The sequence below is a fragment of the Verrucomicrobiota bacterium genome (assembly GCA_016871675.1).
GTDB lineage: Bacteria > Verrucomicrobiota > Verrucomicrobiia > Limisphaerales > VHCN01 > VHCN01.
This window is the reverse complement of record VHCN01000029.1, coordinates 1-26,999: the sequence shown is the minus strand read 5'-3', so window position 1 is coordinate 26,999 and position 26,999 is coordinate 1. Positions and strand designations below refer to the sequence as shown.

Sequence of the window (26,999 nt, the reverse complement as noted above, 5' to 3'; positions counted from 1 at the left end):
TCGCCTCGTCCATTCCCGGCAAACTTGGTGCCGGCCGGTGCTCAAACAACTCCCATGCACACGTTGAGATTCGTCCTCACTCCGACCCTCGCACTATCGTTCGCGCTCGCCCTCCACGCGCAGGACAAGCAAGACGCGCCCAAGGCCGCCCCCGACGCTGCCAAGAAGGAAGCGCCCGTCAAGGCCAAGCCGCGCGCCACGACGACGAAGTGGGACCTCACGGACCTCGGGCAGTTCTTCAGCAGCGGGCTCGAGATGAACGCGCCTGACGGCAAGGGCCGCGTCCGGCCCGCGCTCAAGGCGCTCTCCATCCGCGTCGGCGCGAACGACGAGGCGACGGTGTGCTTCGACACCGAGCGGCTGCGCTGGGCCGCGGCGTGGACGGGCGGCTTCCTCAAACTCCCCACCGGCCGCGAGGGACTCGAAGGCGTTCCGCAACCGGCGGGCGAACTCGCGTTCAGCTCGACGGTGACTCCCGGCTGGGCTTTCGCGAGCGGCGGCTTCGACGAGCCGAACCCACCCAAGCGCGAGGGGAACGAACTCATTTCGTTCGGCCCGCTGCCACGCGAGTGGGCCAAGTGGCGCGGCTTCTACCTTCACGACAAGCAGGTCATCCTCAGCTACACCGTTGGCAAGGCGAGCGTGCTGGAAATGCCCGGCTACGATGCGGCCCGAAACGCGTTCACCCGCACCTTTCACATCGAGAACTCGGATCGCCCGATGACCATGCTGCTCTTCGACGTCTCCGCGACGCCGGGAGCGAAGGCCGTTGCTGCTGCGATCACGCCCGGCATGGACTCGGCACTCGACGCCGCGAACGGCCGCAGCGTGCTCAAGCTTCCGCCGCTCGGGAGATCCGCCACGTTTCGGGTTGCCGTCAGCATCGGAGATGATCCGAATCACGCCAATGCCCGGGCCGCGGCGGGCGTGGCGAAGGATCTCCCCGACCTCAAAGCCCTCACGCGCGGCGGGCCCGCCCGCTGGAATCCCATCCTCGAAACCAAGGGCGAAACTGGCTCCGGCGGCGCCGCCTACGTCGTGGACACCCTAACCCTTCCCGAGGACAACCCGTGGCAATCCTGGCTCCGCACCAGCGGATTCGACTTCTTCAAGGACGCGACCCGCGCCGCCATCTGCACCGTCAACGGTGAGGTTTGGCTCGTCAGCGGCATTGACGAGAAGCTGGAGCGGCTACGGTGGAAGCGGTTTGCAACGGGTCTGTTCCAGCCCCTCGGCCTCAAGATTGTGGACGAGAAAATCTACGTGCTCGGGCGCGACCAACTCACGCGCCTGCACGACTTGAACAACGACGGCGAGGCCGACTTTTACGAAAACTTCAACAACGACGTCGCCATCTCGTCGCACTACCACGAATTCTGCCTGAACCTGGAGACCGACCCCCAGGGCAACTTCTACTTCACCAAGGGCGGCAACCTCGGGCCGTCCAGGCACCCGCACCACGGCGCGCTTCTGCGCATTTCCAAGGACGGCTCCAAACTCGACGTCGTCGCCACCGGCCTGCGCGCGCCCAACGGCATGGGCGTCGGCCCGCGCGGCGAGATCACCACCGCCGACAACGAAGGCAACTGGGTTCCCAGCTCCCGCGTGGACCTCGTGCGCCCCGGCGGATTCCTCGGGCACATCTTCACCTCGCACGACACCCGCGTGGCCGTGCTCGGCACCAACGCCACGCTCTTCAGCAACGGCAAATCAGTCGAGTCATTCCCCGCCGCCAGCGACAAGTTCAAGGCCGCCGCTGCGAAGCATCCCGTGAATTATGACAAACCCATCCTCTGGCTGCCGCACACCTACGACACCGACAACTCCAGCGGCGGCCAAGTGTGGGTCACCAGCGACAAGTGGGGACCGTTCTCCGGCGACCTCCTGCACCTGAGCTACGGCGCGTGCGCCCTGCACAAGGTGATGCTCGAAACCGTGGGCGGACAGGTGCAGGGCGGCGCGTTCAAGTTCCCGCTCAAGTTCAAGACCGGCATCATGCGCGGGCGCTTCAGCCCGCTCGACGGCCAGCTCTACCTCACCGGCCTCGTTGTCTGGCAATCCAACGGCGCGCAGAAAGGCGCGCTCCACCGCGTCCGATACACCGGCAAGCCCGCCAACCTCCCCAGCGAAATGCGCGTGCGCCCCAACGGCATCGAGATCACCTTCACCGACCCGCTCGACAAATCCCTCGCCGAGGACTCCGGCAGCTACGCCGTCGAGCAATGGAACTACCAATGGACCACGCAATACGGCTCCAAAGACTGGTCCGTGGAAAACCCCTCCAAGATGGGCCGCGACCCGCGCGACGTGAAGTCCGCGAAGCTCCAGCCCGACGGCCGCACCGTGTTCCTCGACCTCGGCCCGATGCAACCCGTGATGCAGATGCAGGTGAAGCTCAATCTCAAGACCGCCGCCGGCGCGACCATATCGCAGACCATTTTCAACACGATCAACAGCGTCCCGGCGAAGTAACCGCCCACGCCCGCTACCCCTTAGTCCTGATCCAAATCCTGCTCTTGATCCTGATCTTCCCCGCATTCCCCCTCCGACCTTCGTGTCTTCGTGGTTTCATCAGCCCCTCCTCGGGAGAAGGTTTCGCCGTCAAATCAACCAGGAATCCTGAACTCTGAACTTCCCGCGCCGTCGCCCGCTTGCTTCACTCCGTCCCGTGCCGCTGCCGCACCGGATCGCCACGCTGCTTTACGCGTTCAATGACGCGGATGACGTGTTGTTGCTCGAGCGCACGAGGGAACCCAACCGCGGCTTGTGGAGCCCGCCCGGCGGCAAGCTGCTTGCCCCGGAAGGCGAGTCGCCGTGGGCGTGTGCCTGCCGCGAGGCGCGCGAGGAACTCGGGCTGGACCTCGGCCCGCGCGACTTGCACCTGACGGGCATCGTGAGCGAGCACGGCTACGAGGGGCACGCGCACTGGCTGATGTTCCTGTTCGAAATCCGCCGCCGCGTGAACGCGCTGCCGCCCGCGTGCGCGGAAGGGCGATTCGCGTTTCATTCCCGCGCCTCACTGCCCGCGCTGACGTTGCCGCGGACGGATCGCGAGCAAGTCTGGCCGCTCTATTGGGCGCATCGCGGCGGATTCTTTGCCGCGCATTGCTGCTGTCATCCCGACGGCCGCGACGAGTGGACGCTGGAAGAGACGCGCGTGGCGCCGATCTACCTCGCGCCCGCGGGCGCAATCGGATGAACTGCGGGGGCAAGGCGCCCGGATTTTGGCCGCGAAGGAACGCAAGGAACACAAATGGGAATGGAACGCTTTGCGCTCCGTGCGTTCTCTTGCGGCTGATGAATGGGCTGCACTGTATGAATGGGCTGCACTGTTGGTGCGGCCGTTCTGACGCGACTCATGGACGAACCGATCATTGACCTGCACAGTGACCAGCACTTCATGGGCGAGGCGTTGCGGCAGGCGGCCAGGGCTTACGAGGCGGGCGAGGTGCCCGTGGGCGCGGTGGTCGTGCGCGGCGGGCGCATCATCGCGCGCGCGTGCAACCAGGTGGAGTTGCTCAAGGACGCGACGGCGCACGCGGAGATGCTGGCGCTGACGGCGGCGGAAGCCGCGGTGGGCGACTGGCGCCTGACGGATTGCACACTCTACGTGACCAAGGAGCCGTGCCCGATGTGCGCCGGGGCGATCGTGCACGTGCGGCTCGCACGCGTGGTGTTCGGCGCGTCGGACCCCAAGGGCGGCGCGGCCGGCGGCGCGATGAACCTGCTTCAATTCCCAACGCTCAATCACCGCTGCGACATCACCGGCGGCGTGCGCGAGGACGAGGCAAGCGGAATGTTGAAACGGTTCTTCCTCGAACAGCGTGCCCGGAACAAGGCGACGGAACCGGAGGCGTGAGTGGTGAAGCCCTTTTGCCGGACGCGCCAGTGAACAGGCTGTGGCAGTGGCTGGCGGCGTCCTGCGCGGGCAGTTCCGGCTGACTTAGCCGCATTGCGCCTTCTGCCGGAGCGCGTGGTCCACCAGCACGAGCGCGCTCATCGCCTCGACCATCGGCACGGCGCGCGGAAGCACGCAGGGGTCGTGGCGGCCGCGCGGCTTGAGCGTGGTGTTCTTGAGCTTCACGTCCACGGTGTCTTGCTCGTGGAAGATGGTGGCCGTGGGTTTGAAAGCCACGCGGAAACAGATCGTCTGCCCGTTGGAGATGCCGCCCTGAATCCCGCCGGAGCGGTTCGTGGTGGTGATCACTCTGCCGCCGCGAGCGCGGAAAGGGTCGTTGTGCGCGCGGCCGGTGAGCAGGATGCCGCCGAAGCCTGAGCCGATGTCGAAGCCCTTGCTCGCGGGCAGGCTGAGCATCGCCTTGGCGAGGTCGGCCTCGAGTTTGTCGAAGACCGGTTCGCCCCAGCCCGCGGGGACGCCGCGCGCGACGCCCGCGATCACTCCGCCCACGCTGTCGCCCGCGGCGCGCGTGCGTTCGATGAGGCGGATCATCCTCGCGGCCATCGCCGCGTCGGGACAGCGGACGATGTTGGACTCGACCTGCCGCGCGGTGAAGGTCTCCGGGTCCACGCGCGCGATGAGCTTCTGCACCTGCTGCACGCAGGCGAGGACTTCAACGCCGAATCTCTCGCGCAGCAGTTTCCTCGCAATCGCGCCCGCGGCGACGCGGCCGATGGTTTCGCGTGCGCTGGCGCGTCCGCCGCCGGGCCACGCGCGGATGCCGAACTTGGCGAAGTAGGTGTAGTCCGCGTGCGAGGGGCGGAACTTGGTTTTCATCTCCGTGTAAGCCTCGCTGCGCGCGTCCTCGTTCCTGACCCACAGGGCGATGGGCGTGCCAAGCGTGCGGCCCTCGAAGGTGCCGGAGAGGATTTGCACGGTGTCAGATTCCTTCCGGGGCGTGACAATGCGTGACTGGCCGGGACGACGGCGGTCCAAGTCCGGCTGGATGTCGGCCTCCGTGAGCGCGAGGCGCGGCGGGCAGCCATCCACGATCACGCCCACGCCGCCCCCGTGCGACTCGCCGAAGGTGGTGATGCGGAAGAGGTGGCCGAACGAGTTGCCCATGCGCGGCAAGGATGCGTCAAACGCGCAGCGTGGGCAAGCACGGCGGACGGGACACGCGGGCGAAAATCCCCGTTGACCGATGCGCGGGCTGCACTAAGCTCGCCGCGTTCGATCCACAAAAACACACAACGCAATCCCTATGGCTAACACTCACGTTCCCCTGATCAGTTCGGGCACGGCCGGTCCGCTCGGCGTGCTGCACCTCCCGCGCCTCTGGCTCAAGTGCTCGCTCGAGGCGCGCGGCAAGCTCGCCGCCGGATATCCCGGGCTCGGCAAGGGCTACGACTTGATGACCTGCAACGCGCTCGGGCTCAACCCCGATGCGGTGAAGGCTTTCATCGCCGGCAGCCGGCCGACGTATCCGCAGTTCGAGGCGTGGGTCAAGTCCCAGCCCGGCGTGAAGCTCGACAAGGCCACGCTTTACAAGCACAACGCCGCCATTCGCGGCTACATTCACGACGACGCCACGCGCAAGGGCATTCTCGGCGCGAGCCGCATCTCCGACGAGAGCTCGGTGAATCCCGGCGCGGTGGACTTGAACAACATTGATGACTGGTATGAGTTCCATCAGGCCGAGCTAAAGTAACCAGCCCACTTGCAACCAACGAGCCGGCGCGGAGTGTACTCCGCGCCGGTTTGCCTTTCGGGCGGTATCCTCTCGCCGCCTCGGCGCCGTCATTCGCCATTGCCCGAAGCGTCCGTGCGGCTACACTCCTGAACAAGCCGGACGCACGCACGCGTCCAACAATCCGCCATGTTCCGTCGTCACCCCCAATCCGATGCTTTGGCCGGGCCCGTCGCATCCGCGCTCCTGCTGGGATGCGCGGCGGCGGCATCGGCAGCCACGATGGACAGCATGCACCCCGTGCGCTCGACGCCTGCGAAGGTGGACTTCCGGCGCGATGTGTTGCCTGTGCTCTCGACCAAGTGCTTCGCGTGCCACGGCCCCGACGAGTCGGCGCGCAAGGCCAGGCTCCGGCTCGACCAACGCGACGACGCACTCGCCGACCACAAAGGCCGCCGCCCCATCGTCCCCGGCAAGCCATCGCAGAGCGAGGTCGTCCGACGCATCACGACGAAGGACCCCGACGACATCATGCCGCCGCTCAAGGGTGGGCATCCGCTCTCGAAGGACGAAGTCGCCACGCTCAAGAAATGGATCGAGTCCGGCGCGCCCTACGACCAGCACTGGTCGTTCGTGAAGCCGCAGCTTCCATCACTGCCCAACGTCCGCGACACGAAGTGGCCGCAGAACGCGATGGATTATTTCGTCCTCGCGCGATTGGAGAAAGAAGGCTTCAAGCCCGCGCCGCCCGCCGACCCGCACACGCTCATCCGGCGCCTCTCGCTCGACCTCACTGGATTGCCACCGACCCCGGAAGCGGTGGAGGCATTCGTGAAGGAATTCTCACCCGCGCCCGCGCCCGTTCCCCCGACGGCGAAGGGCGGCGCAGGCGGGGCAGGGGGAAAGCGGGAGCGTGAGAGAGCAGCCCTTGAGCGCCTCGTGGACCGGTTGCTCGCCTCGCCCGCTTACGGCGAGCGCATGGCTCGCACATGGCTCGACCTCGCGCGCTACGCGGACAGCGCGGGCTACGGCTCCGACCCATTGCGCCTGAACATCTGGCCGTGGCGCGACTGGGTCATCAACGCCTTCAATCGCAACGTGCCTTACGACCGCTTCACACTCGAGCAACTCGCCGGCGATCTCCTGCCGGGCGCGACCACTGACCAGCAGATCGCCACCGGCTTCCACCGCAACACCATGACCAACACCGAGGGCGGCACGGACGACGAGGAGTTCCGCTCCGCCGCCGTCAAGGACCGCATTGCCGTCACAATGCAGGTCTGGATGGGCATCACGATGAACTGCGCCCAGTGCCACACGCACAAATACGACCCCATCTCCAACAAGGAGTATTACCAGTTCTACGCCATGTTCAACCAGACCGAGGACAACGACAAACCCGACGAGGCACCCACACTCTCGCTGCCGACTCCCGCGGAGCAGGCGGGGATGGACCGCTTCAAGGCGCAACTCGCCGACCTCGCCAGGAAACTCTCCACGCCCACGCCCGAGTTGCTGAAGGAACTCGCCGACTGGAACGCGAAGCAATCCGACTCGATGTGGACCGTGCTCGAACCCGCCGACTTCGAGTCCGCGAACGGCGCAACGCTCGTGAGACTCCCGGACCACTCGCTGCTCGCCAGCGGCAAGGCACCGGACGTGGACACGTTCACCCTGAAGATCCCAACGCAGCTCAAGGGCATCACCGCCCTGAGGCTTGAATTGCTGCCCGACACGTCCCTCCCCGCGAAAGGCTCGGGCCGCGGTGAGAAGGGACGTGCGGTTGTGAGTTCCTTCAAGCTCGCCACGCAACCACTCAAGCCAGAGTTCAAGAAAGCGCGCTTCATTCGCGTCGAACTGCCGGGCGAGCACCGGGTCCTCTCGCTCGCGGAGGTGCAGGTCTTCAGCTCGAGGCAAAATGCCGCGCTCAAAGGCAAAGCCGCGCAGTCCTCGACCGACCATGGCGCGGACGCCGCACGCGCGATGGACGGCCGCACCGACGGTGATTTCAGCGGGGCGAACTCCACCACCGCCACGAAGGCCGAGGACAATCCGTGGTGGGAACTCGACCTCGGTGCGGAGATTCCCATCGAGGAGTTCGTGCTGTGGAACCGCACCGACGGCGGGCTCGGCTCGCGGCTCGCGAACTTCAAGGTCTATGCGCTCGACGCGGCGAGAAAGGAAGTCTTTACGCAGTCCGTCGCCGCGCCGCCCGCCCCGAGCCAGCGCTTCAACCTCGTCGGCGAAAAGCCCGCGGCACTCGCCAACGCCACCAGCGATCACGCGCAGGAGGGCTTCGAGGTGGCGAAGGCCATCGACACAGACGAGAAGACCGGATGGTCCAACGGCGGCCGGGAAACCAACGCCGTTGCAGCCGTCTTCGAAACAAACACCAGCATCGGCGACACCAACGGCACGATGCTTGTCATCACGCTCTCCCAGTCGGCCGGCGCGCAGGCCACGCTCGGGCGCTTCCGTATCTCTGCCACCACCCAGCCGAAACCCGTGCGCATCGTCCCACAAAAAACCCGCGAGCTGCTCGCAAAGGAAACGAAGTCGCGCCGGCCCGCCGACGAGAAGGAACTCGTGAAGTATTGGGCCGACTTCTCGCCCTCGCTCGCGAAGACGCGCGCGGACCGCGACAAGGCGAAGAAAGACCTCGACGCCGTGAAGCCCGTCGCGCTGCCCGTGATGCGCGAACTCTCCAAGGACAAGCTCCGCACCACGAAGCTGATGATCAAAGGCAACTTCCTGAACACGGCGGATGAAGTGCAACCCGCGTTCCTCACCGCGTTCGCTCCGCCGCCGACCAACACGCCGCTCAATCGCGTCGGCGTCTCGCAATGGCTCACCTCGCCCGAGAATCCGCTGACTGCCCGGGTCGCGGTCAACCGGCTTTGGTCTCACGTATTTGGCGCCGGACTTGTCGAAACCGAGGAGGACTTCGGCACGCAAGGCTCGCTGCCGAGCCACCCCGAGTTGCTCGACTGGCTGGCGGTTGTGTTCAGCGCGCCGGCACCGCGCGAATCCACGGAGCACGCCCCGCGCACCACGCTGACCGGACTGGCGTGGGACACGAAAGCCCTCCTCAAACTCATCGTCACCAGCGCGACCTACCGGCAGTCGTCGCTCGCTCCGGCTGCCGCTGCCCAGAAAGATCCGCGCAACCGGTTCCTGTCTCACTACCCACGCGCGCGGCTCGATGCCGAGACCGTGCGCGACCAGGCGCTCGCGCTCAGCGGCCTTCTAAGTCACAAGATCGGCGGGCCGAGTGTGTATCCGCCGCAGCCCGACGGCTTGTGGCGCGCGGCCTTCAACGGCCAGCGCAACTGGGCCACAAGCACGGGCGAAGACCGCTACCGCCGCGGCCTCTACACGTTCTGGCGCCGCACCGTGCCATATCCGAGCATGGCGACCTTCGACGCGCCGAGCCGCGAGAACTGCACGGTGCGCCGCCTGCCAACCAACACGCCGCTGCAGGCGTTCGTCACGATGAACGACCCGGCCTATGTCGAGATGGCGCAGGCGCTCGGACGCCGCATCATGAAAGAAGGCGGCGCAACCACTGCTGACCGCGCCCGGTTCGGCCTCCAACTTGCCCTTGCCCGCCCGGCCAGCGCCCCGCAAGTGCAGGCCCTCGTCGTACTCCACGAAAAGGAACTCGCCCGCTACCGTGCGGATGCCGACGCCGCGAAGCAACTCGCCACGGAGCCCATCGGCAAGTTGCCCGACGGCCTTGACGCGGCTGACGCCGCCGCCTGGACCGTCGTCGCCAACGTGCTGCTCAACCTCGACGGCGTGCTGACGAAGGGATGATGATCGCGCTGACCGACACCGAATGAGGACACGGATTGCACAAATGTTTGCGGATTGGCGGCGCCCGAAATCCGTGTCAATCCGTGCAAATCATGTCGAACTCCACTCCGCATGAACCCGCAACTTGCCCGATCACGCGCTCTGACGCGCCGCACTTTTTTTCGCGACTCCGGCCTTGGACTCGGCGCCATCGCACTCGGTTCGCTGCTCCGGCAGGACGGCTCCGCCGCCGCGAAAGCCGCAAGCCGTAATCCGCAAGCCGCAGTCGCCAACCCCCTCGCGCCCAAAGCCCCGCCCCTGCCCGCGAAAGCGAAATCCATCATCTACCTGCACATGTCCGGCGCGCCGCCGACGCTGGACCTGTTCGATTACAAGCCCAAGCTCAACGAACTGCACCTCAAGCCGTGCCCCGAGGAACTCATCAAGGGCGAGCGGTTCGCATTCATCAAGGGCGTGCCCAAGATGCTCGGCACGCCGCACAAGTTCGCGCCGGCCGGCCAGTCGGGTGCCTCCGTCGCCGAGATTCTCCCACACTTCGCCAGCATCGCGGACGACGCCACCATCATCCGCTCGGTCGTCACGGACCAGTTCAACCACGCGCCCGCGGAGCTGTTCCTCTACACCGGTTCGCCGCGCGCCGGCAGCGCGTCGCTCGGCTCGTGGCTCACCTACGGGCTCGGCTCTGAGAACCAGGACCTGCCCGGTTTCGTCGTGCTGCTCTCCGGCGGCACCGACCCGACGGGCGGCAAGAGCCTTTGGAGCAGCGGCTTCTTGCCGAGCGTGTATCAGGGCGTGCAATGCCGCACCTCCGGCGAGCCGATCCTTTTCTCCAACAACCCGCCCGGCATGGATCGCGAGTCGCGCCGCCGCAGCCTCGACGCGCTCGGGGCGTTGAACGAAATCGAGGCGAAACAATTCCGCGACCCCGAGACGCTCACCCGCATCGCGCAATACGAACTCGCGTATCGCATGCAGATCGCCGTGCCGGATGTCTTCGACCTCGGCAAGGAACCGGCGCACGTGCTCAACAGCTACGGCGCGAAGCCGGGCGAGGGGAGCTTCGCGAACAACTGCCTGCTCGCGCGGCGGCTCGTCGAGAAGGGCGTGCGCTGCGTGCAGCTTTACGACTGGGGCTGGGACATGCACGGCATCAGCCCCGACACCGACCTCGTGAGCGGCCTGCCGAAGAAGTGCCGCGACGTGGACCGCGCGAGCGCGGCGCTCGTGCGCGACCTCAAGCAGCGCGGCCTGCTCGACGAAACGATCGTGGTGTGGGGCGGCGAGTTTGGCCGCACGCCGATGAACGAGGAACGCGGCGGCTCGAAGTATCTTGGCCGCGACCACCATCCGCACTGTTTCTGCCTGTGGATGGCCGGCGGCGGCATCAAGCGCGGCACCGTCTTCGGCTCAACGGACGAACTCGGCTACCGCGTCGCCGAGAATCCCGTGTCAATCCGCGACCTTCAGGCGACGCTTCTACACCAGATGGGCTTCGACTCGCACGCGTTCAGCTACCGCTACCAAGGGCTCAACCAGCGCCTCATCGGCCCGAGCGAGGAAGCACAGGTGATCAGGGAGATTGTGGCGTGAATGCGGAACGCGGAATGCGGAGGGCGGAGCGGCGCAACGGCCCGCGCCAGTTTGTTGGGATCGCAGTGCAGGCCCTCGCGCTGTTTGGGGCGGGAATCGAAGGTGTTGCCGCGCCCGCACCACCCGTTGACTTTGCGCGCGAGGTCCTGCCCGTCTTGCAGCGCGCGTGTTTCGACTGTCACGGGCCGGAGTTGCAGAAGGGCAAGCTGCGCCTCGACACGCGCGAGGCGGCTTTCAAGAAGCCCGGCACCATCTCGAAGGGCAGCGCCGCGAAGAGCGAACTTTACCGACGCATCACGCTTTCGAAGGGCCACGACGACGCGATGCCGAACCGCGGCGAACCACTCTCCAAGTCCGACACCGACCGCATCCGCGCGTGGATTGACGCCGGCGCCGTGTGGCCCGACGGCGTGCAAGCGGCGAAGCACTGGGCCTATGTTAAACCGGTCCGTCCCGCAGTCCCGCAAATCGGCAGGCGGCAGGCGGCAGGCGGCAATCCAGTGGACGCTTTCATTCTGGCCCGACTCGCGAAAGAGGGTCTCGCGCTTTCATCGGACGCTGCGCCCGAAATCCTCATCCGCCGCCTCTCGCTCGATCTCACCGGCCTGCCGCCGACGACGCCGGAGATCGATGACTTTGTATCGAACTGGTCACTCAAACCCGACAAAGCGCTCGAGAAGCTTGTTGATCGTCTCCTCGCGTCGCGGCAGTTCGGCGTTCGCTGGGCGCGTCCGTGGCTCGACTACGCGCGCTACGCCGATTCGCACGGGTTTCAGCGAGACGACTTCCGCGACCTCTGGCCGTATCGCGATTGGGTGGTGAATGCCCTCAACGCGGACATGCCCTTCACGCAGTTCAGCATCGAGCAGCTCGCCGGCGATTTGCTGCCCCGCGCCACCGAGTCGCAACGCGTGGCCACCGGCTTCAATCGCAGCGCGCCCACGAATGTCGAGGCCGGCACGGACCCCGAGGAGACCCGCGTGAACCAGATTCACGATCGCGTCAACACGCTCGGCATGGTCTGGCTCGGCGCGACGCTTGAATGCGCCCAGTGCCACGACCACAAATACGACCCGTTTACCCAGCGCGATTACTACGGCTTGTTTGCCTTTTTCAACCAGACTGAACTCGAGGCCGACCGCACGAACCCGAAGGTGCCCGGCTCGATCCAGTTCAAGGGACCGACGATGGAACTCGCCGACAGCTCCACTCAGGGCGCGCGCGCGCGCCTGCAAAACCAGTTCGACGCCGTCGTCCGGCGGATTGGCGAGTTGGAGAAGAATGCCGCGGCCGACTCCGCGGCGTGGGAGGCGGACCTCGCGAAATCACTTGGCACGACCTCGCAGGAGCACGTGCTCGACATCGCGGATTTCGACTCCACCGGCGGCGCCACGCACGAGATCCTCGCCGACAAGTCGGTGCTCATCAGCGGCGAACCGGCGCCGGACAAGGACACCTATCTCGTCGAAGTCCGCACCAGACTCACGGGCGTCCGCGCCATCAAGATCGAGACGCTTGCTGACCCATCGTTGCCCGGCAACGGTCCCGGCCGCAGCGACGCACAACGGCCGAACTTCGTGCTGAACAACTTCACTGCGACCGTCGCGCCTGCGGCAGATGATTCGCAATCCGAACCGGTCAAATTCAACACCGCGACTGCGTCGTTCTCGCAAGCCAACTTCCCTGTCGCCAACCTGCTGAAGGCGGACAACACCGCACGCAGCGGCTGGGCGATCAGCCCGAGATTTCACGAACCCCACTGGGCGATGCTTGAAACCGCCGGGCCCGTTGGCCACGAAGGAGGCACGGTGTTGCGGTTCAAGCTCGAACAGCATTATGGCGGGGGCCGCACCATCGGCCGGCTCCGGTTCAGCGGCATCACGGGCCCGGTCGGAGGCAAGTCCATGCCCGCGGATGTGGCCGACGCGCTGAAAGTGCCCGCCGGCAGGCGTTCGGCGAAACAATCGAAGACGCTTGCGCACTTCCGGCTTCGGCAGACTCCGGGCTTTGACGCGCTTGAGACGGAGAGGACACGACTGGACGGCGAGCTGAAGAAACTCAAGCCTCCGACGACGTTGATCATGCAGGAGTCAGGCGCGCCGCGGATGAGCGCCATGTTTCAGCGGGGCGAGTTTCGAACGCCGGGTGAGAAGGTGGACGCACACGTCCCATCCGTCCTGCATCCGCTCCACGCGGCATCGTCGGAGCGAACCCGGCTGGATCTCGCAAAGTGGCTCGTGAGCCGCGAGAATCCCCTCGCCGCGCGCGTGACGGTGAACCGCTTCTGGGCCGAGCTCTTCGGCCACGGGCTCGTCACGACGCCCGAAGACTTCGGCATCAAGGGTGAGCGCCCCACGCACCCGGAATTGCTCGACTGGCTCGCCGTCGAGTTCATGGACAACGGCTGGTCGCTGAAGACGTTGTTGAAGTCGATCGTGACGAGCGCGGCTTACCGGCAGTCTTCACGGGTCTCACCCGAAATGTTCTCGCGGGACGACCAGAATCTTCTCTACGCACGCGGACCTCGATTCCGCCTCGACGCTGAAGCCGTGCGGGACAACGCGCTTTCCATCGCGGGGCTGCTCAGCCTCCGTCAGGGTGGCCCGTCGATCCGACCGTATCAACCGGATGGCTTGTGGGTGAAGGTCGGCGGCCAGCGTTACGACTATGTCGTCAGCCCCGGGGAGGAGAAGTATCGCCGCGGCATCTACGTCGTGTGGAAGCGCGGTGCGCCGTATCCGAGCTTCGTGAATTTCGACGCGAACAACCGCATGGCCTGTCGTGTGAAGCGACCGCGCTCGAACACGCCGCTGCAGGCGCTCACGCTCATGAACGATCCCGTCTATGTCGAGGCGGCGACGGCGTTCGCGCGGCGCGTGTTGACCGAGAAACCAGTCGCGAGCGCCGCGGAGCGCATCGCTCACGCCTTCCGCATGGCCACCGCGCGGACGCCGAACGCAGCGGAGACCGCGGCGCTGCTTAAACTGTTCGAATCCCAACGCGCGTCCGCGGCGGCGGAGCCGGCCAATGCACGCCTCGCAGGTTTCGAGGTTCCCGCGGGCATTTCACCCCAGGAGTTCGCGGCGTGGTATGCCGTGGCCGCCGCGATTTTGAATCTGGACGAGACGATCACCAAGGGCTGACACGCACTTTGCATGAACACCGTCACACATCTCGACCTTCTCAAGCGCCGGGAGTTTTTTCAGCAGTCGGGCTTCGCGCTCGGCGGCATTGCGTTGAGTTCGATGCTTGCCAGCAGGGCGAGCTCCGCGACCGTAAACCGGCGTTCAGACCGTCGTCCCATGTTCGCGCCGCGCGCGCGCCGCGTGATCTACCTGCACATGATCGGCGCGCCGTCCCAGCTCGACCTCTTCGAGAACAAGCCCGAACTCGCGAGGCGCGACGGCGAAGAATGCCCGGAGTCGCTCCTCAAGGGCCGGCGATTCGCCTTCATCGGCGGCAAGATGACGCTCGCGGGCAGCAAGTTTTTGTTCACGAAGCACGGTCGCAGCGGACAGGAGCTATCGGAACACCTGCCGTATCTGGCGACAGTTGCGGACGACATCGCCATCGTAAAGACGTTGCACACGGAGGAAATCAACCACGCCCCGGCACAAATGTTTTTGCACACGGGCTTCGGTCGCGGCGGGCGGCCAAGCTTCGGCTCCTGGGTGACCTACGGACTCGGCACTGAGAACCAGGACATGCCTGCTTACGTGGTCCTTCTGTCCGGACCGCTCGGCGGCGCGGGCACATCGCTGTGGGCGAACGGCTTCTTGCCGAGTGTTCATCAGGGAATTCAGTTCCGATCGCAGGGGGACGCCGTGTTGTTTCTCAGCAACCCCAAGGGCCAGTCGCAGGAGGACCGGCGGCGCATCTTCGACGCGGTGAAGTCGCTCAACGAACAGCAGCTTGCCGACGTGGGCGATCCCGAGATCGCCACGCGCATCAGCCAATACGAAATGGCGTTCAAGATGCAGTCGAGCGTGCCGGAACTGATGGACATCTCGCGGGAACCGAAGGCCACGCTCGATCTCTACGGCGCCAGGCCCGGTGCCGCGTCGTTCGCGAACAACTGCCTGCTCGCGCGCCGGCTCGTCGAGCGCGGCGTGCGCGTGGTGGAGCTTTACGACGCCGATTGGGACCACCACGCCGGACTTGCCACGCGCCTCCCGGCCAAGGCCAAGGACGTGGACCAGGGCATGGCCGCCCTCCTCACGGATCTCAAGGTGCGGGGATTGCTCGAGGACACGCTTGTGATTTGGGGGGCGGAGTTTGGCCGCACTCCGTTGCGCCAGGGCATCGATGGCAACGGCAAGTCCACCAACCCCGGCCGCGACCATCACAAGGACGCCTACGTGATGTGGCTCGCCGGCGGCGGCATCAAGGGTGGCGTCACGCATGGCCGCACCGATGATTTTGGCTTCAGCCCCGTGGAAAATCCCGTCCACGTCCACGACCTCAATGCGACGGTGCTGCACCTGCTCGGGCTCGACCACGAACGGCTGACCTTCAAATATCAGGGCCGCGAGTATCGGCTGACGGATGTTCACGGTCACGTGGTGAAGCCGCTGCTGGCGTGAGCGTCCGCGCCGTGGCTGATGACTCTTTCAAGGACTTCGTGCTCGACCAACTCGGCGGGCTTCCTGGCTTACGGGCGCGACGGATGTTTGGTGGAACCGGACTCTACGCGGGCGATGTGCTCGATGACCGCCGCGAACTGCCCGCGCAGGCGGACTGGGTGATCGATCTCGGTCCCGAGGGCGGTGATCGCAGCGGTCGAATCGTCGTCGAAGGCACGTCGGAACTTGTGGCTCAGAACAGGGCTCGCACACAGGACAGTTCTTGCGTAGCATGCTGGGAAGCTCCGGTTGGGCAGGTGGAACCGGTCGCGCTGCGACCCGTCGCCGGGTGAAGCGTGGCGACTGACAGGCCGGGGCGGGCCGTTCCACCTTAGGTGAGAGAGGGCGAGGACGGCTGAGATGCTGTGAGCGCAGGATACACCGAATTCATCGAGGGATTCCCGACGGACCGGCGCGCGCCGGGCGCGCGGCATGAGGAGGTTTGTTGCCGCCTTCACGCGGCAGTGGCGGTCGCGCTCGGCGGGATGACCATCTGCAAACTGCTTGCCGTTCGCGATGAAGTCACGCTGGACGACGGCTCGCGCATCCGGCCCGACCTCGCGGTGGTGACCGTTGCGACCGGCAAGGCCTTCATAGTGGCCGAAGTCATCCAAGCGGGCGACCACTCGAACGACACGGTCGTGAAGAAACAGTTGTTCGAGTCGGCGCGAGTGCCGAGGCTGTGGATGGTCGATCCGCGCTACGACAACGTGGAGGTGTATCACGGCACGCCGGATGGCTTGATCCTCCGGAGCATCCTCGCCGGCCGTGAGGAACTCACCGACCCGTTGCTCCCGCAACTGCGCTGCGTCGTCGACCGGCTCTTCGGAAACGTCGTGTGAAACTGCGCCACGCACGTCGCGTTCCCCGGGCAGACGCGATCGAATCGTCGCCGGAAGGCCAGGTGTTTCTCAATGGCCGGTTCGCCGCCGTCTCCCGCGCGAAGATCCCGGTTTTCGATCGTGGCTTCCTTTACGGCGACGGTTTGTTCGAATCTGTGCGCGTTCACCGTGGGCGGCCGTTCTTGTTTGAGCGGCACTTGAGACGCCTTCGCGAAGGCGCGCGATGGCTCCGACTCGATCTTCCGTTCACAGATGGGGAGTTGAGGCGTGTTGCCGCGGAACTCCTCCGAAGAAACCACGCGCCCGAGTCGGTGCTGCGATTGCAAGTCTCCCGCGGGACCGGATCGCGCGGTTACAGCATCGAGGGCGCCAATTCACCGACCACGGTCATGTCCGTCCACCCGGTGAAATCGACCCGCGGAATCCGGCTGCGGGAATGGCGGCTGATCACTTCGAGCCACCGAGTGCAGGCGGGGACCGCGACGTTGATCAAATCTTCAAACAAGCTCCTGCAAGTGCTCGCGCGGGTGGAGGCCGGGAAGCAGAATGCGGATGAGGCGTTGCTGCTGAATGCATCCGGCGCCATTGCGGAAGCGGCCAGCGCGAATGTCTTTTGGATCGAAGGGGGCGCGGTGATCACGCCGCCGGTCAGCGCTGGGGCATTGCGGGGGATCACGCGGGAATTTGTGTTGGAATTGTGCGGCGAGTTGGGGCTCGGGACCCGGGAGGAGACTGGGCCGGCGGACCGGCTGCTGGAAGCAGACGGGAGTTTTCTGACGTTGAGTTCACTCGGAATCGTCGAAGCCGCCGCGCTTGATGGGGCGAAGCTCCGGCGTTCGCCCATCGTGCGGCGGATTTGGACGGCGTATCGAGCGGCGCTCGACCGCGCGTCGCGTGGCGCTGCTGACCGGCCGGATTAGTTCGTCGGTGCAGGCTTCGGCGGGAGGAGGAGTTCGATCGCTTTGTCGAGTTGCGGGTCGCGATCGTTGAGCCAGTCGTCGGGCGTGAGCCAGAGCTGGACGTCGGGTTGCTCGCCGCGGTTTTCCATGCAGGTGCCGTCCATGCGGAAGACGCCCGAGAGCGGCATGCGCGCGCGTGTGCCGTCCACGAGGCGGAGTTCGGTGGTCCAGATGACGTAGCCCGGCGTCGGCATGCCGACGATGCGGCCGAGTCCGCGCTGGCGCATCGAGTAGGGGAACATCTCGCCGTTGGAATAGCTGTGCTCGTTCATGAGCACGATGACGGGGCGGTCCCACGCGCGGGGCGGTTGCGGCTCGGGATTGTCGTCGCGCGGTCGGAACCAGCCGTATTGCCTGCGCTCGAGCATGTCGATGAGATTGTCGGAGATGTTGCCGCCGCGGTTGAAGCGCACGTCGATGATCATGGCTTGCTTGCCGGAGATGTATTCGTAGGCCTCGCGCTCGAATTGCACCTGATTTTGAAAACCCATCGCGGAGATGTGGAGGTAGCCGATGCGGCCGTTGCCCTTTTGCTCGGTGACTTTGCGCAGCCGCTCGGTGCGGTTCTTGTAGGCGAGATCGTCGAACTCCGTTCCGCTCATCGGCCGGTAGCGGACCTTGCGCGCGCCGGTCCTGCTGCCGTTTGTGCTGACGAGGAATTCGAACTCACGGTCCTGCTTGTCGTTGATGGACTGGAAGAGTTTTTCGTCGAGCGAGACGTCGGTGCCATTGATCGCGAGGATGATCTCGCCCGGGTTGATGAGCGTCTCCTTGAACGAAGCGGGCGATCCGGGGGGGACGGCAGCGACCTTCACGCCCGCGCCCTTGTGCGAGTAGTCGAACGTAAACCCGAGGTGCGGCGTGACGGGGTCCGTCGTGGCGTTGTTCGTGGCGGGCTGGACCTCGGTGTGCGAAGCCTCGAGTTCGCCGACGAGCATCGACAGCAGGCTCGCGAACTCCTCGTGCGTCTCGACGGCCGCGAGCATCGGTTCGTAGCGCGTGCGCATCGCAGCCCAGTCGCGACCGTGGAAATTGGCATCGTAGAAATTGTGCTGATAGGACCGCCAAAACTCGGCGAAGGCGGCCTTGCGCTGTGCGGCGATGTCGTAATTGAACTCGGCGGTAAAAGTGACCTTGGTGCCGCTCAGGCCGGCACTCGCGTTGCCGTGGAACATCTCGCCGCCCTGGGTCCACCACGCGCGGCGGCCGTCGTTGGCCAGGCGGAAGCCCATCTTCCCGCCGCCGGTGGTCAGGCGCTTCGTCTCCTTGCCGTCATAACTGATCGACCAGATGTCGCTCTCGGAGATGAAGAAGACCGTCCCGTCGGGCGCGGGGTAAATGTCGGCTTGAGGTGCCTGGCCTGTGAGTTTGCGGATACGGCGGTGGATGTCATTGAAGTCGATCTCGACTTTTGAGCCTTCCTTGAGCCGCTCATACTTCACGTCCGTGTCCCCGCTGCGATACGTCTCGGGGACGAGCGCGAGCGCGTAGAGGCCGCTGCCCTCGCGGTCGCTTTGGAAATACAGCGTCCGGCCGTCGTGTCCCCATCGGGGCATGGAGTGGCCGGCGTTGAGGCGGGTGACGTTCACCGGTTCGCCGCCGTCGGAGGGGACGACGAAAACATTCCACGCGCGGCTCGGGCTTCGCTTCATGAAGGCGATCCACCGCATGTCCGTGGACCACGAGAATCCGCCCGCGAGGTCGCGCCAATGCGAGCCGGGAACGCTTGCGACGCGGCGCGCCTCGCCGTTGTTGAGCGTGACGGTGTAGAGTCCCGCCGCCGGTCCGCCGACCCAGAAGCCGAGTTGCTTGCCATCGGGCGAGAGGTGCAGGTGCGCCGCGGCCTCGTCGTGCGACCAGAGGCATTTCACGCCGCGGCTCTCGACGTCGAGTTCGTAGACGCGGCTGTTCCCGTCCCGATCGGAGGTGAAGTAAAGCTTCTTGCTGTCGTGCGACCACGAAAAGTCCGAGTCGTCCCCGGCCCAATCCGTGAGGCGCTTGGCGAATTCGGCATTGCGCGCGGCTGTTCCTTTCGGCTTGTCGGTCGGGATGGTCCAGATTTCGCCGCGCAGCCCGAAGGCGAACGTCTTGCCGTCGGGCGAAAGCTCGGCCTCGGTCACGCCGGTCGTGATTCGTTCGCGCCGGCGGGCGGTCTGTTTCTCGTCGGCCCCGACATGGAGCGAGATTTTCGCCGGGGCGCCCTTTCCGCCCCTGAGCAGCCACACATCCACGCCCTGCTCGAAGGCGATGTCGCCGGATTTCGCCGCAACCGATGGCGAGCGGACGCCGCCGCCGATGAAGGTCGTGAGTTGCGTGGCTTTGCCCTGCAGGTCGAAGACCCAGAGATTCGGGGTGCGCATCGGGTTGTCGGACATTTTCGGGATGGGCTCATCGAGCGGGCTCGCGCTCGGCGTGGGTTCGCCGACAGTGACAGTTACGATGCGCCTGCCATCGGGGAGGAAGCGGCTCCAGAGGTGCTGCCGGTCGTCCTGCGTGAGGGCGCGGCGGGAGTTGTCGGTGGTGTTCAGGAGCCAGACTTGTTGCGCCGCGGCGCCGGTGTAGCGCGGCCGCCACCACGGGAATCCGTAGCGGCCATACACGATGGTCTTCCCGTCGGGCGAGTAGTTTGGATACCAGAGCTGCGCGTAATCCTCGCACAAGCGGTCGGATTGCAGTGTGGTGACGTTCAGGGCGTAGATGCCGAAGTTCGGCGACTCCCGCTTGCCCGCGAAGAGGATTTGTTTGCCGTCCGGACTCCAACCGAAGGGAAGCTCCGAGCCGGAGTGCCACGTGAGCTGGCGCACGGGACCGCCCTCGGCCGGCACCACGAACGTGTCCCAGCCGCCGTTGCGACGCGTGGCGAATGCAACCCAGCGCCCGTCCGGCGAAAACTGCGGATAAGCATCCATCTCCACGTGCGACGTGATCGGCACGGCGCGCCCGCCGTCGCTGGATGCAGCCCAGATGTCGCCGCGATACACGAATGCAAGGCGCTTGCCATCGGGACTGAGCGCGGGCATGCGCGCGCCGATGATCGGCTCGGTGGCGGGCGGCGGGAGTTGCGCTTCGAGGCGCATGACCGCGCAAGACAGAAGGCAGGCTGAGGCCAGGGAGCGCGGCAAATGTTTCATTTGATTTGGTGGCGGAAGGTTGTAGGCGAGCACCTCCGAAAAGGGAAGGAGGCATTTCGCGGCCCGGACAACCGCCTGCACCCGAACCTCGCCTTGCCATTCTGCCGGGCCGATGCGACAACCTCGCCACCATGAGCGACAAAACCCTCCCCGGCAAAGTGGCGATGATCACCGGTGGCGGTCGCGGCCTCGGCAAGGCCATCGCCCTCGCTCTCGGCGGCGCGGGTGTCAAGGTCGCGCTCAGCTCGCGCACACAGGCCGAGCTCGACTCGACGGTCGCCGCATTGCGCGCCACGGGCGTGGATGCGGAGGCCTTCCCGGCTGACGTCACCGACGAGGCCGCGGTGGGCCGGTTGCAACGGGACGTTCTCGCGCGATTCGGCAAGGTCCACATCCTCGTCAATAACGCGGGCATCAACATCCGCAAGCCCGTGCAGGACTTCACGCTCGCGGAGTTCCGGGCCGTGATGGACACGACGCTCATCTCCACCTTCCTCATGTGCCGCGCGTTCGTGCCGCAGATGAAGCCGCTTGGCTACGGGCGCATCATCGGCCTCGCCTCGACGATGGGCCATGTGTCCATCGCGCACCGCACGCCCTACAGCACCGCCAAGGCCGGTATCATGGGCTTTACCCGCGCGCTCGCGCTCGAGCTTGCGCCCGACGGCATCACGGTGAACACCATCAGCCCGGGGCCGTTCGCCACGGAGATGAACATGACGATCCTCAACAATCCCGAGCTCGCGCAGACGTTTACATCGAAGATTCCGCTTGGGCGCTGGGGCAAGGTTGAGGAAGTCGGTGCGCTCGCGAAGTTCATCTGCTCCGAGGGCGCGGCTTTCATGACGGGCACGGACTTCCTCATCGACGGCGGCTGGTGCGCGCAATGACGACCGCAGGCTTCGAATCGCACGGGCTTTTCCGCCCCTCCGCTTGACTCACCCGGGTCCGCACCTAATGATGCGTTTGCCATCGGGCACACGTAACCGAACATGACTCAAATCACCGATATCCAAGCCCGAGAAGTCCTCGACTCGCGCGGGAACCCGACCGTTGAGGCCGACGTGCGCCTTGCGGGCGGCGCTTGCGGCCGCGCCGCCGTGCCCTCGGGCGCGAGCACCGGCGAACACGAGGCGCTCGAACTGCGCGACGGCGACAAGGCCCGCTATTGCGGAAAGGGCGTGCAGAAGGCCGTCGCCAACGTGCGCTCGAAAATCCTCCCCGCCCTCCGCGGCATGGACGCGCTCGACCAGACGGCCGTGGACGGCGCGATGCTCAAGCTCGACGGCACCGAGACGAAGTCCCGGCTCGGCGCGAACGCCATCCTCGCCGTCTCGCTCGCGAACGCAAAGGCCGCGGCCGCCGCAACCGGCCAGCCGCTCTTCCGATACGTCGGCGGCTCGAACGCGAAGCTCCTTCCCGTGCCGATGGCCAACGTCATCAACGGCGGCGCGCACTCGGACGCGCCGATTGACTTCCAGGAGTTCATGATCGTCCCGCGCGGCTTCGACACGTTCTCGCGCGGCCTGCAGGCCATCACGGAGATTTTCCACGCGCTCAAGGGCGTGCTCAAGAAGAAGGGTCTCAGCACGGCCGTCGGCGACGAGGGCGGCTTCGCGCCCAGGCTCGACAGCGCCGAGGCGGCCATCGAGGCCATCCTCGCCGCGACGAAGGACGCGGGTTACAAGGCCGGCCGGCAAATCTTCCTGGCGCTCGACGTGGCCAGCAGCGAGTTCTACGACAAGGCCAGCGACCGTTACGTGTTCAAAAAGAGCAGCGGCGAACGCCTCAAGCCGGAGCAGCTCGTCGAGTTCTACGTCAAGCTCTGCGCAAAGTATCCCATCGTCAGCATCGAGGACGGCTGCGCCGAAGGCGACTGGCGCGGCTGGAAGCTGCTCACGGACAAGCTCGGCGCGACCACGCAGCTTGTCGGCGACGACCTGTTCGTCACGAACGTGAAGTTCCTCCGGAAAGGCATCGAGAGCGGCACGGCCAACTCGATTCTCGTGAAGGTCAACCAGATCGGCTCCCTCACCGAGACGCTTAACGCCGTGGAACTCGCGCAGACGAACGGCTACACGGCGGTCATGAGCCACCGCTCGGGCGAGACGGAGGACGCGACGATTGCGGACCTCGCCGTGGCGACGAACTGCGGGCAGATCAAGACCGGCTCGCTCTCGCGCTCGGACCGCAACGCGAAATACAACCAGCTCCTGCGCATCGAGCAGCAGCTCGGACGGAGCGCAGTTTACGGGGGGAAATCCTAGCCGGCGTCACGGTCAACCCGGCGGCCAGCCCAGCATGCGCCCGCCGAGGATGTGGACGTGCAGGTGCGGCACGCTTTCGCCGCCGTCGCGGCCGTTGTTGATGACGAGGCGGAATCCCGTCGGGCCGAGTCCCGCCGCCCGCGCGACTTCCGCGGCCTTCAAGAGCAGGTGGCCAAGCAGTGCTTGATCCGTTGCGTCGGCCTCACCAACCCTCGCGATCGGCTTGCGAGGGACGACAAGTATGTGAACCGGGGCTTTGGGCGCGATGTCGCGAAAGGCGACGACATGCTCATCCTCGAAGACGATGTCGGCCGGGATTTCGCGCGCGGCGATTCGTTCGAAGAGCGTGCTGCTCATGGGCGGTTCGCCAATGTCGGAGGCGTCGGGCGTTTGGGGCGCCGGGAAACTCAACTCACGGCGGCGAGCTTCACGGCGTCGGTCGCGGGTGAAGTCGCCTTCACTTGCGCGACTGCGTTCTCGACGGTGAGCCCGTGTTTCTTGCGGAGGTAATCCACGGTGGTGGCGTGCTCGATGAACTGGTCGGGCCAGCCGATGCGCACCACGGGCGTGGTGAGGTGCTTCTCGGCGAAAAGTTCGAGCACCGCGCTGCCGTAGCCGCCGGTCAGCGCGTGGTCTTCAAACGTGACGACGATGTCCGCGGCGTTGCCGAAGAACTCGTGCGCGCCCGCGTCGAGTGGCTTGGTGAAGCGCGGGTTGATCACTGCGCAGTCGAAGCCCTCCGCGGCGAGTGTTTCCGCTGTCTGCTTCGCCATGGAGTGCAGGTTGCCGAGACCGAAGAGCGCGACCTTGCGTCCGCCGGTGTTTGCAAAGTGCCGCGTGACTTCGGCCTTGCCGATTTCGAGCAGGGCGGGCGATTCCTTGATGGGCACGCCCTCGGCCGCGCCGCGCGGGTAGCGGATGAACGTCGGGTGCTTCTGCAGCGAGCAGGTGAACATCATGTCTACCAACTCGTCTTCGTGCTTCGGCGCCATCGCGATGACATTCGGCAGGCAGCGCAGATACGCGATGTCGAAGAGGCCGTGATGCGTCGGGCCGTCGTTGGCCGAGAGGCCCGCGCGGTCCATGCAGAAGATCACCGGCAGGTCTTGCAGGCAGACGTCGTGATGAATGCAGTCGTAGGCGCGCTGGAGGAACGTGGAATAAATCGCGACGACGGGATGGAAGCCCATCGTGGCCATGCCGGCGGCGAAGATGACGGCGTGCTCCTCGGCGATGCCGACGTCGTAGTAGCGCTGCGGCAGGGCCTTTTCGAGCGCCTTGAGGCCGGTGCCGCTGGGCATCGCCGCGGTGATGCCGACGAGCGTGGTGTCCTTCTGGCAAAGCCGCACCATCGCGGCGCCAAAGACGTCCTGATACGCAGGCGCGGTGCCGGGTTTGGAGGGCGGGGTGTTGCCGGTGGTGATGTCGTAAGGCCCGAGGCCGTGGAATTTCTCCGGGTGCTTGATCGCGACATCGTAGCCCTTGCCCTTTTGAGTGAGGACGTGGAGCACGATGGGTTCGTCGCAGTGCTTCGCAAACTCGAGCGTCCTGATGAGCAGCGGCAGGTCGTGCCCGTCGATGGGGCCGAGGTAGCGCAGGCCCATTTCCTCGAAGATGAGGCTGCTTCCGGAACCACCGCGGCCATCGGCATCGGGGCTGGCGGGCTTGTGCTTGAGTGAAACCTCCGCGGCCACGGCCTTGATCGCTTCCTCGGCCTTGATGCCGAGCTTGGAAGTGATCTCGCCGGCGGGGAGGCGCCTCAGGAGGGCCTCGAATTCCTTGCGGAGCCGGTTGTAGCGCGGGTGCGTGATGATCTGGTTGAGGTAACCGGCGATGGCGCCGACGTTTTTCGCGATGCTCCACTCGTTGTCGTTGAGGATGCCAATGAACTTGCGCGTGGTGTGCGCGATGTTGTTCAGCGCCTCGTAGCTGATGCCGTTGGTGAGCGCGGCATCGCCGAAGACGCACACCACATTCTCACTGCTCTTGCGCTGGTCTCGCGCCGCGCACATGCCAAGCGCGGCCGAGAGCGCGGTGCCCGCGTGCCCGGCGCCGTAGCAGTCGTGCTCGCTTTCAGTCCGCAGCGAGAAGCCATTGAGGCCGTCCGTCTGGCGGATGGTGCCGAAGCGCGCCTTGCGGCCGGTAAAGAGTTTGTGGACGTAGGACTGGTGGCTGACATCCCACACGAACTTGTCGCGCGGCGTGTCGAAGACCATGTGCATGGCGATGGTCAGTTCGACGACGCCGAGGTTGGGGCCGAGATGGCCGCCGCCCTTGGCGAGCTTGGTGATGAGTTCCTCGCGCACCTCGCCGGCGAGTTGCTGAAGCTGGTCGAGCTTGAGTTTCTTGAGGTGGGCGGGCTGGTCCACCATGTCGAGGTATCGGCTCATAGGAATGACAAAGCCCGACACGCGCCGGGCGGCCGAATTTCTACCCGCATTTTCACCGCAAACAAAGGAAAAACCCATCGTCCCCGGCGACGCGAAGGGTTCGCTTGAACTCGACACCCCGGGTCTGCTTAGCTCCACGCATGAAACGCCACCGCCTCATCCTCAAGGTTCTGCTTTGTTCCGTCTCCGTCGCATGGGTTTGCTCGTGCGGCACCGTCTCCGATACCAGATCCGGCGCGACGCCGACGAAGTTCCGGGCCTACGTCGGCACTTACACCGCCAAGAAGAGCCAGGGGATTTACACGTTCACGTTCAACGCCGCCACCGGCGAAGTCGGCAAGCCGGAACTCGCGGGCGAGGCGACCAACCCTTCTTTCCTCGCGATTCACCCGAACGGGCGCAGCCTTTACGCCGTCGGCGAAGTCGCGGACGTGAACGGCAAGAAGGGTGGCGGCGTGAGCGCGTTTGCCATCCAAGCTGATGGCAAGCTCAAGCTGCTCAGTCAGGCGTCGTCCGTCGGCGCAGGGCCGTGCCACATTTCGGTGGATCGCAGCGGGCGGGTCGCGCTCGCCGCGAACTACGGCGGCGGCAGTGTCGTCGCGTTGCCGATCCGGCCCGACGGCTCTGTCGGCGAGCACACGGGCTTCGTGCAGCACGCGGGCAAGAGCGTGACGAAACGCCAGAGCCAGCCCAATGCGCACTCCGTGAACTTGTCTCCCGACAATCGCTTCGCCTTCGTCGCGGACCTCGGCCTCGACAAGATCCTCATCTACAAACTCGACCCGGCCAAGGGGACGTTGACCGCGAACGATCCCCCGTTCGTGACCGTCCCGCCCGGCAGCGGGCCCCGACACTTCACGTTTCACCCGAACGGCAAGTTCGCCTACGTCATCAATGAGATCACGCTCACGATGACGGCCTTCAGCTTTGACGCCGCGACCGGGGCGTTGCGGGAATTGCAAACCCTGTCCACGCTGCCCGCAGCGGACGGCCCCGGCCCCAAGGCCGGTTGGAGCACGGCGGAAGTTGTGGCGCATCCGGGCGGCAGGTTTCTTTACGGCTCCAACCGTGGCCACGACACCATCGCAGTCTTTGCCATCGCACCTGACGGGCGCCTCACCCTCGTGCAGAACGCGCCCGCAGAAGTGAAAACACCGCGCAACTTCAACCTCGACCCCACGGGAAGGTGGTTGTTCACGGAAGGGCAGGGCTCCGACAACATCGCGCTCTTCCGCGTGGACACCGCGACGGGAAAACTCACGGCCACCGGAACAAAACTCGAAGTCGGCGCACCGGTGTGCATGAAGTTTCTGCCGCTGAATTGAACTCAAGAGGTTCCGATTATGAGCCTGACCGCAGAATCCACCCTCCGCGTCGTCCTCTACGAAGGCGCCGATGCCCGACCGCTCGACAGCACCGACCGCCTCTCTGCGCTGACCGCGCTGCTGGAGAAAGGCTTCGCCGTCACTCGCGTCCCGCAGAGCGGGAGCGGACGCGTCGCGCCGCATGAGCGCGGCTCGTTGCTCGTGCTCGGCAAATTCGCCGGCGGCGGCAGGCTCGACGCCGAGGGCGTTTCCGGCGGCGACTCCGTGCGCTTCCACGACATCACCGGCCTCGACACCGGCCGCATAGCCGAGCTGGCCGAGACCACGCGCGCCGAGACGGGCGCCGCGCGCCACGGCGAGTGGAAGCCGTGGTTCCCGGTCATTGACTACGACCGCTGCACCAACTGCATGCAGTGCCTCTCCTTCTGCCTCTTCGGCGTCTATGGCGTGGACGAGCAGAACAAGATTC

18 protein-coding genes and 1 pseudogene are annotated in these 26,999 nt (G+C 65.7%); 15 read left to right on the top strand and 4 right to left on the bottom strand.

All coding sequences use genetic code 11. From position 1 onward, the window contains the following. Positions 1-54 precede the first annotated feature (54 nt). The 3 genes from FJ386_08200 to FJ386_08190 all read left to right on the top strand — a co-directional run bounded on the left by FJ386_08200 (position 55) and on the right by FJ386_08190 (position 3,859). Positions 55-2,472, top strand: a complete 2,418-nt coding sequence (locus FJ386_08200; GenBank protein ID MBM3876682.1) for a hypothetical protein — start codon at positions 55-57, stop codon at positions 2,470-2,472. A gap of 154 nt (positions 2,473-2,626) precedes the next feature. After that, positions 2,627-3,199, top strand: coding sequence for an NUDIX domain-containing protein (locus FJ386_08195; GenBank protein ID MBM3876681.1), 573 nt, complete (start codon positions 2,627-2,629; stop codon positions 3,197-3,199). A gap of 159 nt (positions 3,200-3,358) precedes the next feature. Further along, positions 3,359-3,859: a nucleoside deaminase gene (locus FJ386_08190; GenBank protein ID MBM3876680.1), complete on the top strand. Its 501-nt coding sequence runs from the start codon at positions 3,359-3,361 to the stop codon at positions 3,857-3,859. 84 nt (positions 3,860-3,943) lie between these two features. Here FJ386_08190 and aroC read toward each other — a convergent pair whose 3' ends face one another. Continuing rightward, a complete protein-coding gene (gene aroC, locus FJ386_08185; GenBank protein ID MBM3876679.1) occupies positions 3,944-5,023 on the bottom strand; it encodes a chorismate synthase in 1,080 nt (359 codons plus the stop codon). Between the two features lie 139 nt (positions 5,024-5,162). On the opposite strand from aroC, the gene FJ386_08180 reads away from it, so the two are divergent. The 8 genes from FJ386_08180 to FJ386_08145 all read left to right on the top strand — a co-directional run bounded on the left by FJ386_08180 (position 5,163) and on the right by FJ386_08145 (position 17,378). Further along, on the top strand, positions 5,163-5,609 hold the full coding sequence (locus FJ386_08180) for a DUF5069 domain-containing protein (GenBank protein ID MBM3876678.1): 447 nt from the start codon (positions 5,163-5,165) through the stop codon (positions 5,607-5,609). A gap of 168 nt (positions 5,610-5,777) precedes the next feature. Beyond that, positions 5,778-9,404: a DUF1553 domain-containing protein gene (locus tag FJ386_08175; protein MBM3876677.1), complete on the top strand. Its 3,627-nt coding sequence runs from the start codon at positions 5,778-5,780 to the stop codon at positions 9,402-9,404. A gap of 111 nt (positions 9,405-9,515) precedes the next feature. After that, positions 9,516-10,994, top strand: a complete 1,479-nt coding sequence (locus tag FJ386_08170) for a DUF1501 domain-containing protein (protein MBM3876676.1) — start codon at positions 9,516-9,518, stop codon at positions 10,992-10,994. Beyond that, complete coding sequence (locus FJ386_08165) at positions 10,991-14,137, top strand: DUF1553 domain-containing protein (GenBank protein MBM3876675.1); 3,147 nt, start codon at positions 10,991-10,993, stop codon at positions 14,135-14,137. Before FJ386_08170 ends, FJ386_08165 begins: the two co-directional genes overlap by 4 nt. A 12-nt stretch (positions 14,138-14,149) precedes the next feature. Next, positions 14,150-15,577, top strand: a complete 1,428-nt coding sequence (locus tag FJ386_08160; protein ID MBM3876674.1) for a DUF1501 domain-containing protein — start codon at positions 14,150-14,152, stop codon at positions 15,575-15,577. Positions 15,578-15,588: 11 nt separating this feature from the next. Further along, a complete protein-coding gene (locus FJ386_08155; protein MBM3876673.1) occupies positions 15,589-15,909 on the top strand; it encodes a hypothetical protein in 321 nt (106 codons plus the stop codon). Positions 15,910-15,981: 72 nt separating this feature from the next. Then, the gene (locus FJ386_08150; GenBank protein ID MBM3876672.1) at positions 15,982-16,458 is read left to right on the top strand and encodes a Uma2 family endonuclease; all 477 of its coding nucleotides are present in this window, start codon (positions 15,982-15,984) and stop codon (positions 16,456-16,458) included. Further along, positions 16,422-17,378 (top strand): hypothetical protein, encoded by a 957-nt coding sequence (locus FJ386_08145; protein ID MBM3876671.1) that lies wholly within the window; start codon positions 16,422-16,424, stop codon positions 17,376-17,378. The genes FJ386_08150 and FJ386_08145 overlap by 37 nt, the downstream gene beginning before the upstream one ends. On the opposite strand, the gene FJ386_08140 is transcribed toward FJ386_08145, so the two are convergent. Continuing rightward, complete coding sequence (locus FJ386_08140; GenBank protein ID MBM3876670.1) at positions 17,375-20,548, bottom strand: hypothetical protein; 3,174 nt, start codon at positions 20,546-20,548, stop codon at positions 17,375-17,377. The genes FJ386_08145 and FJ386_08140 overlap by 4 nt on opposite strands. A gap of 131 nt (positions 20,549-20,679) precedes the next feature. On the opposite strand from FJ386_08140, the gene FJ386_08135 reads away from it, so the two are divergent. Continuing rightward, positions 20,680-21,438 (top strand): SDR family oxidoreductase, encoded by a 759-nt coding sequence (locus tag FJ386_08135; GenBank protein MBM3876669.1) that lies wholly within the window; start codon positions 20,680-20,682, stop codon positions 21,436-21,438. A gap of 102 nt (positions 21,439-21,540) precedes the next feature. Continuing rightward, entirely contained in the window at positions 21,541-22,815 is a 1,275-nt protein-coding gene (locus FJ386_08130) for a phosphopyruvate hydratase (protein ID MBM3876668.1), read from the top strand. Between the two features lie 12 nt (positions 22,816-22,827). Here the strand turns inward: FJ386_08130 and FJ386_08125 are convergent, their stop codons facing one another. Both FJ386_08125 and dxs read right to left on the bottom strand, forming a co-directional pair. Then, complete coding sequence (locus FJ386_08125; protein ID MBM3876667.1) at positions 22,828-23,172, bottom strand: histidine triad nucleotide-binding protein; 345 nt, start codon at positions 23,170-23,172, stop codon at positions 22,828-22,830. Positions 23,173-23,222: 50 nt separating this feature from the next. Further along, positions 23,223-25,205, bottom strand: coding sequence for a 1-deoxy-D-xylulose-5-phosphate synthase (dxs, locus tag FJ386_08120; GenBank protein ID MBM3876666.1), 1,983 nt, complete (start codon positions 25,203-25,205; stop codon positions 23,223-23,225). Between the two features lie 140 nt (positions 25,206-25,345). Here dxs and FJ386_08115 point away from each other — a divergent pair, with 140 nt between their 5' ends. Beyond that, a complete protein-coding gene (locus tag FJ386_08115) occupies positions 25,346-26,530 on the top strand; it encodes a lactonase family protein (GenBank protein MBM3876665.1) in 1,185 nt (394 codons plus the stop codon). A 363-nt stretch (positions 26,531-26,893) separates the two neighbouring features. Continuing rightward, a pseudogene (locus FJ386_08110) lies at positions 26,894-26,999 on the top strand (ferredoxin family protein).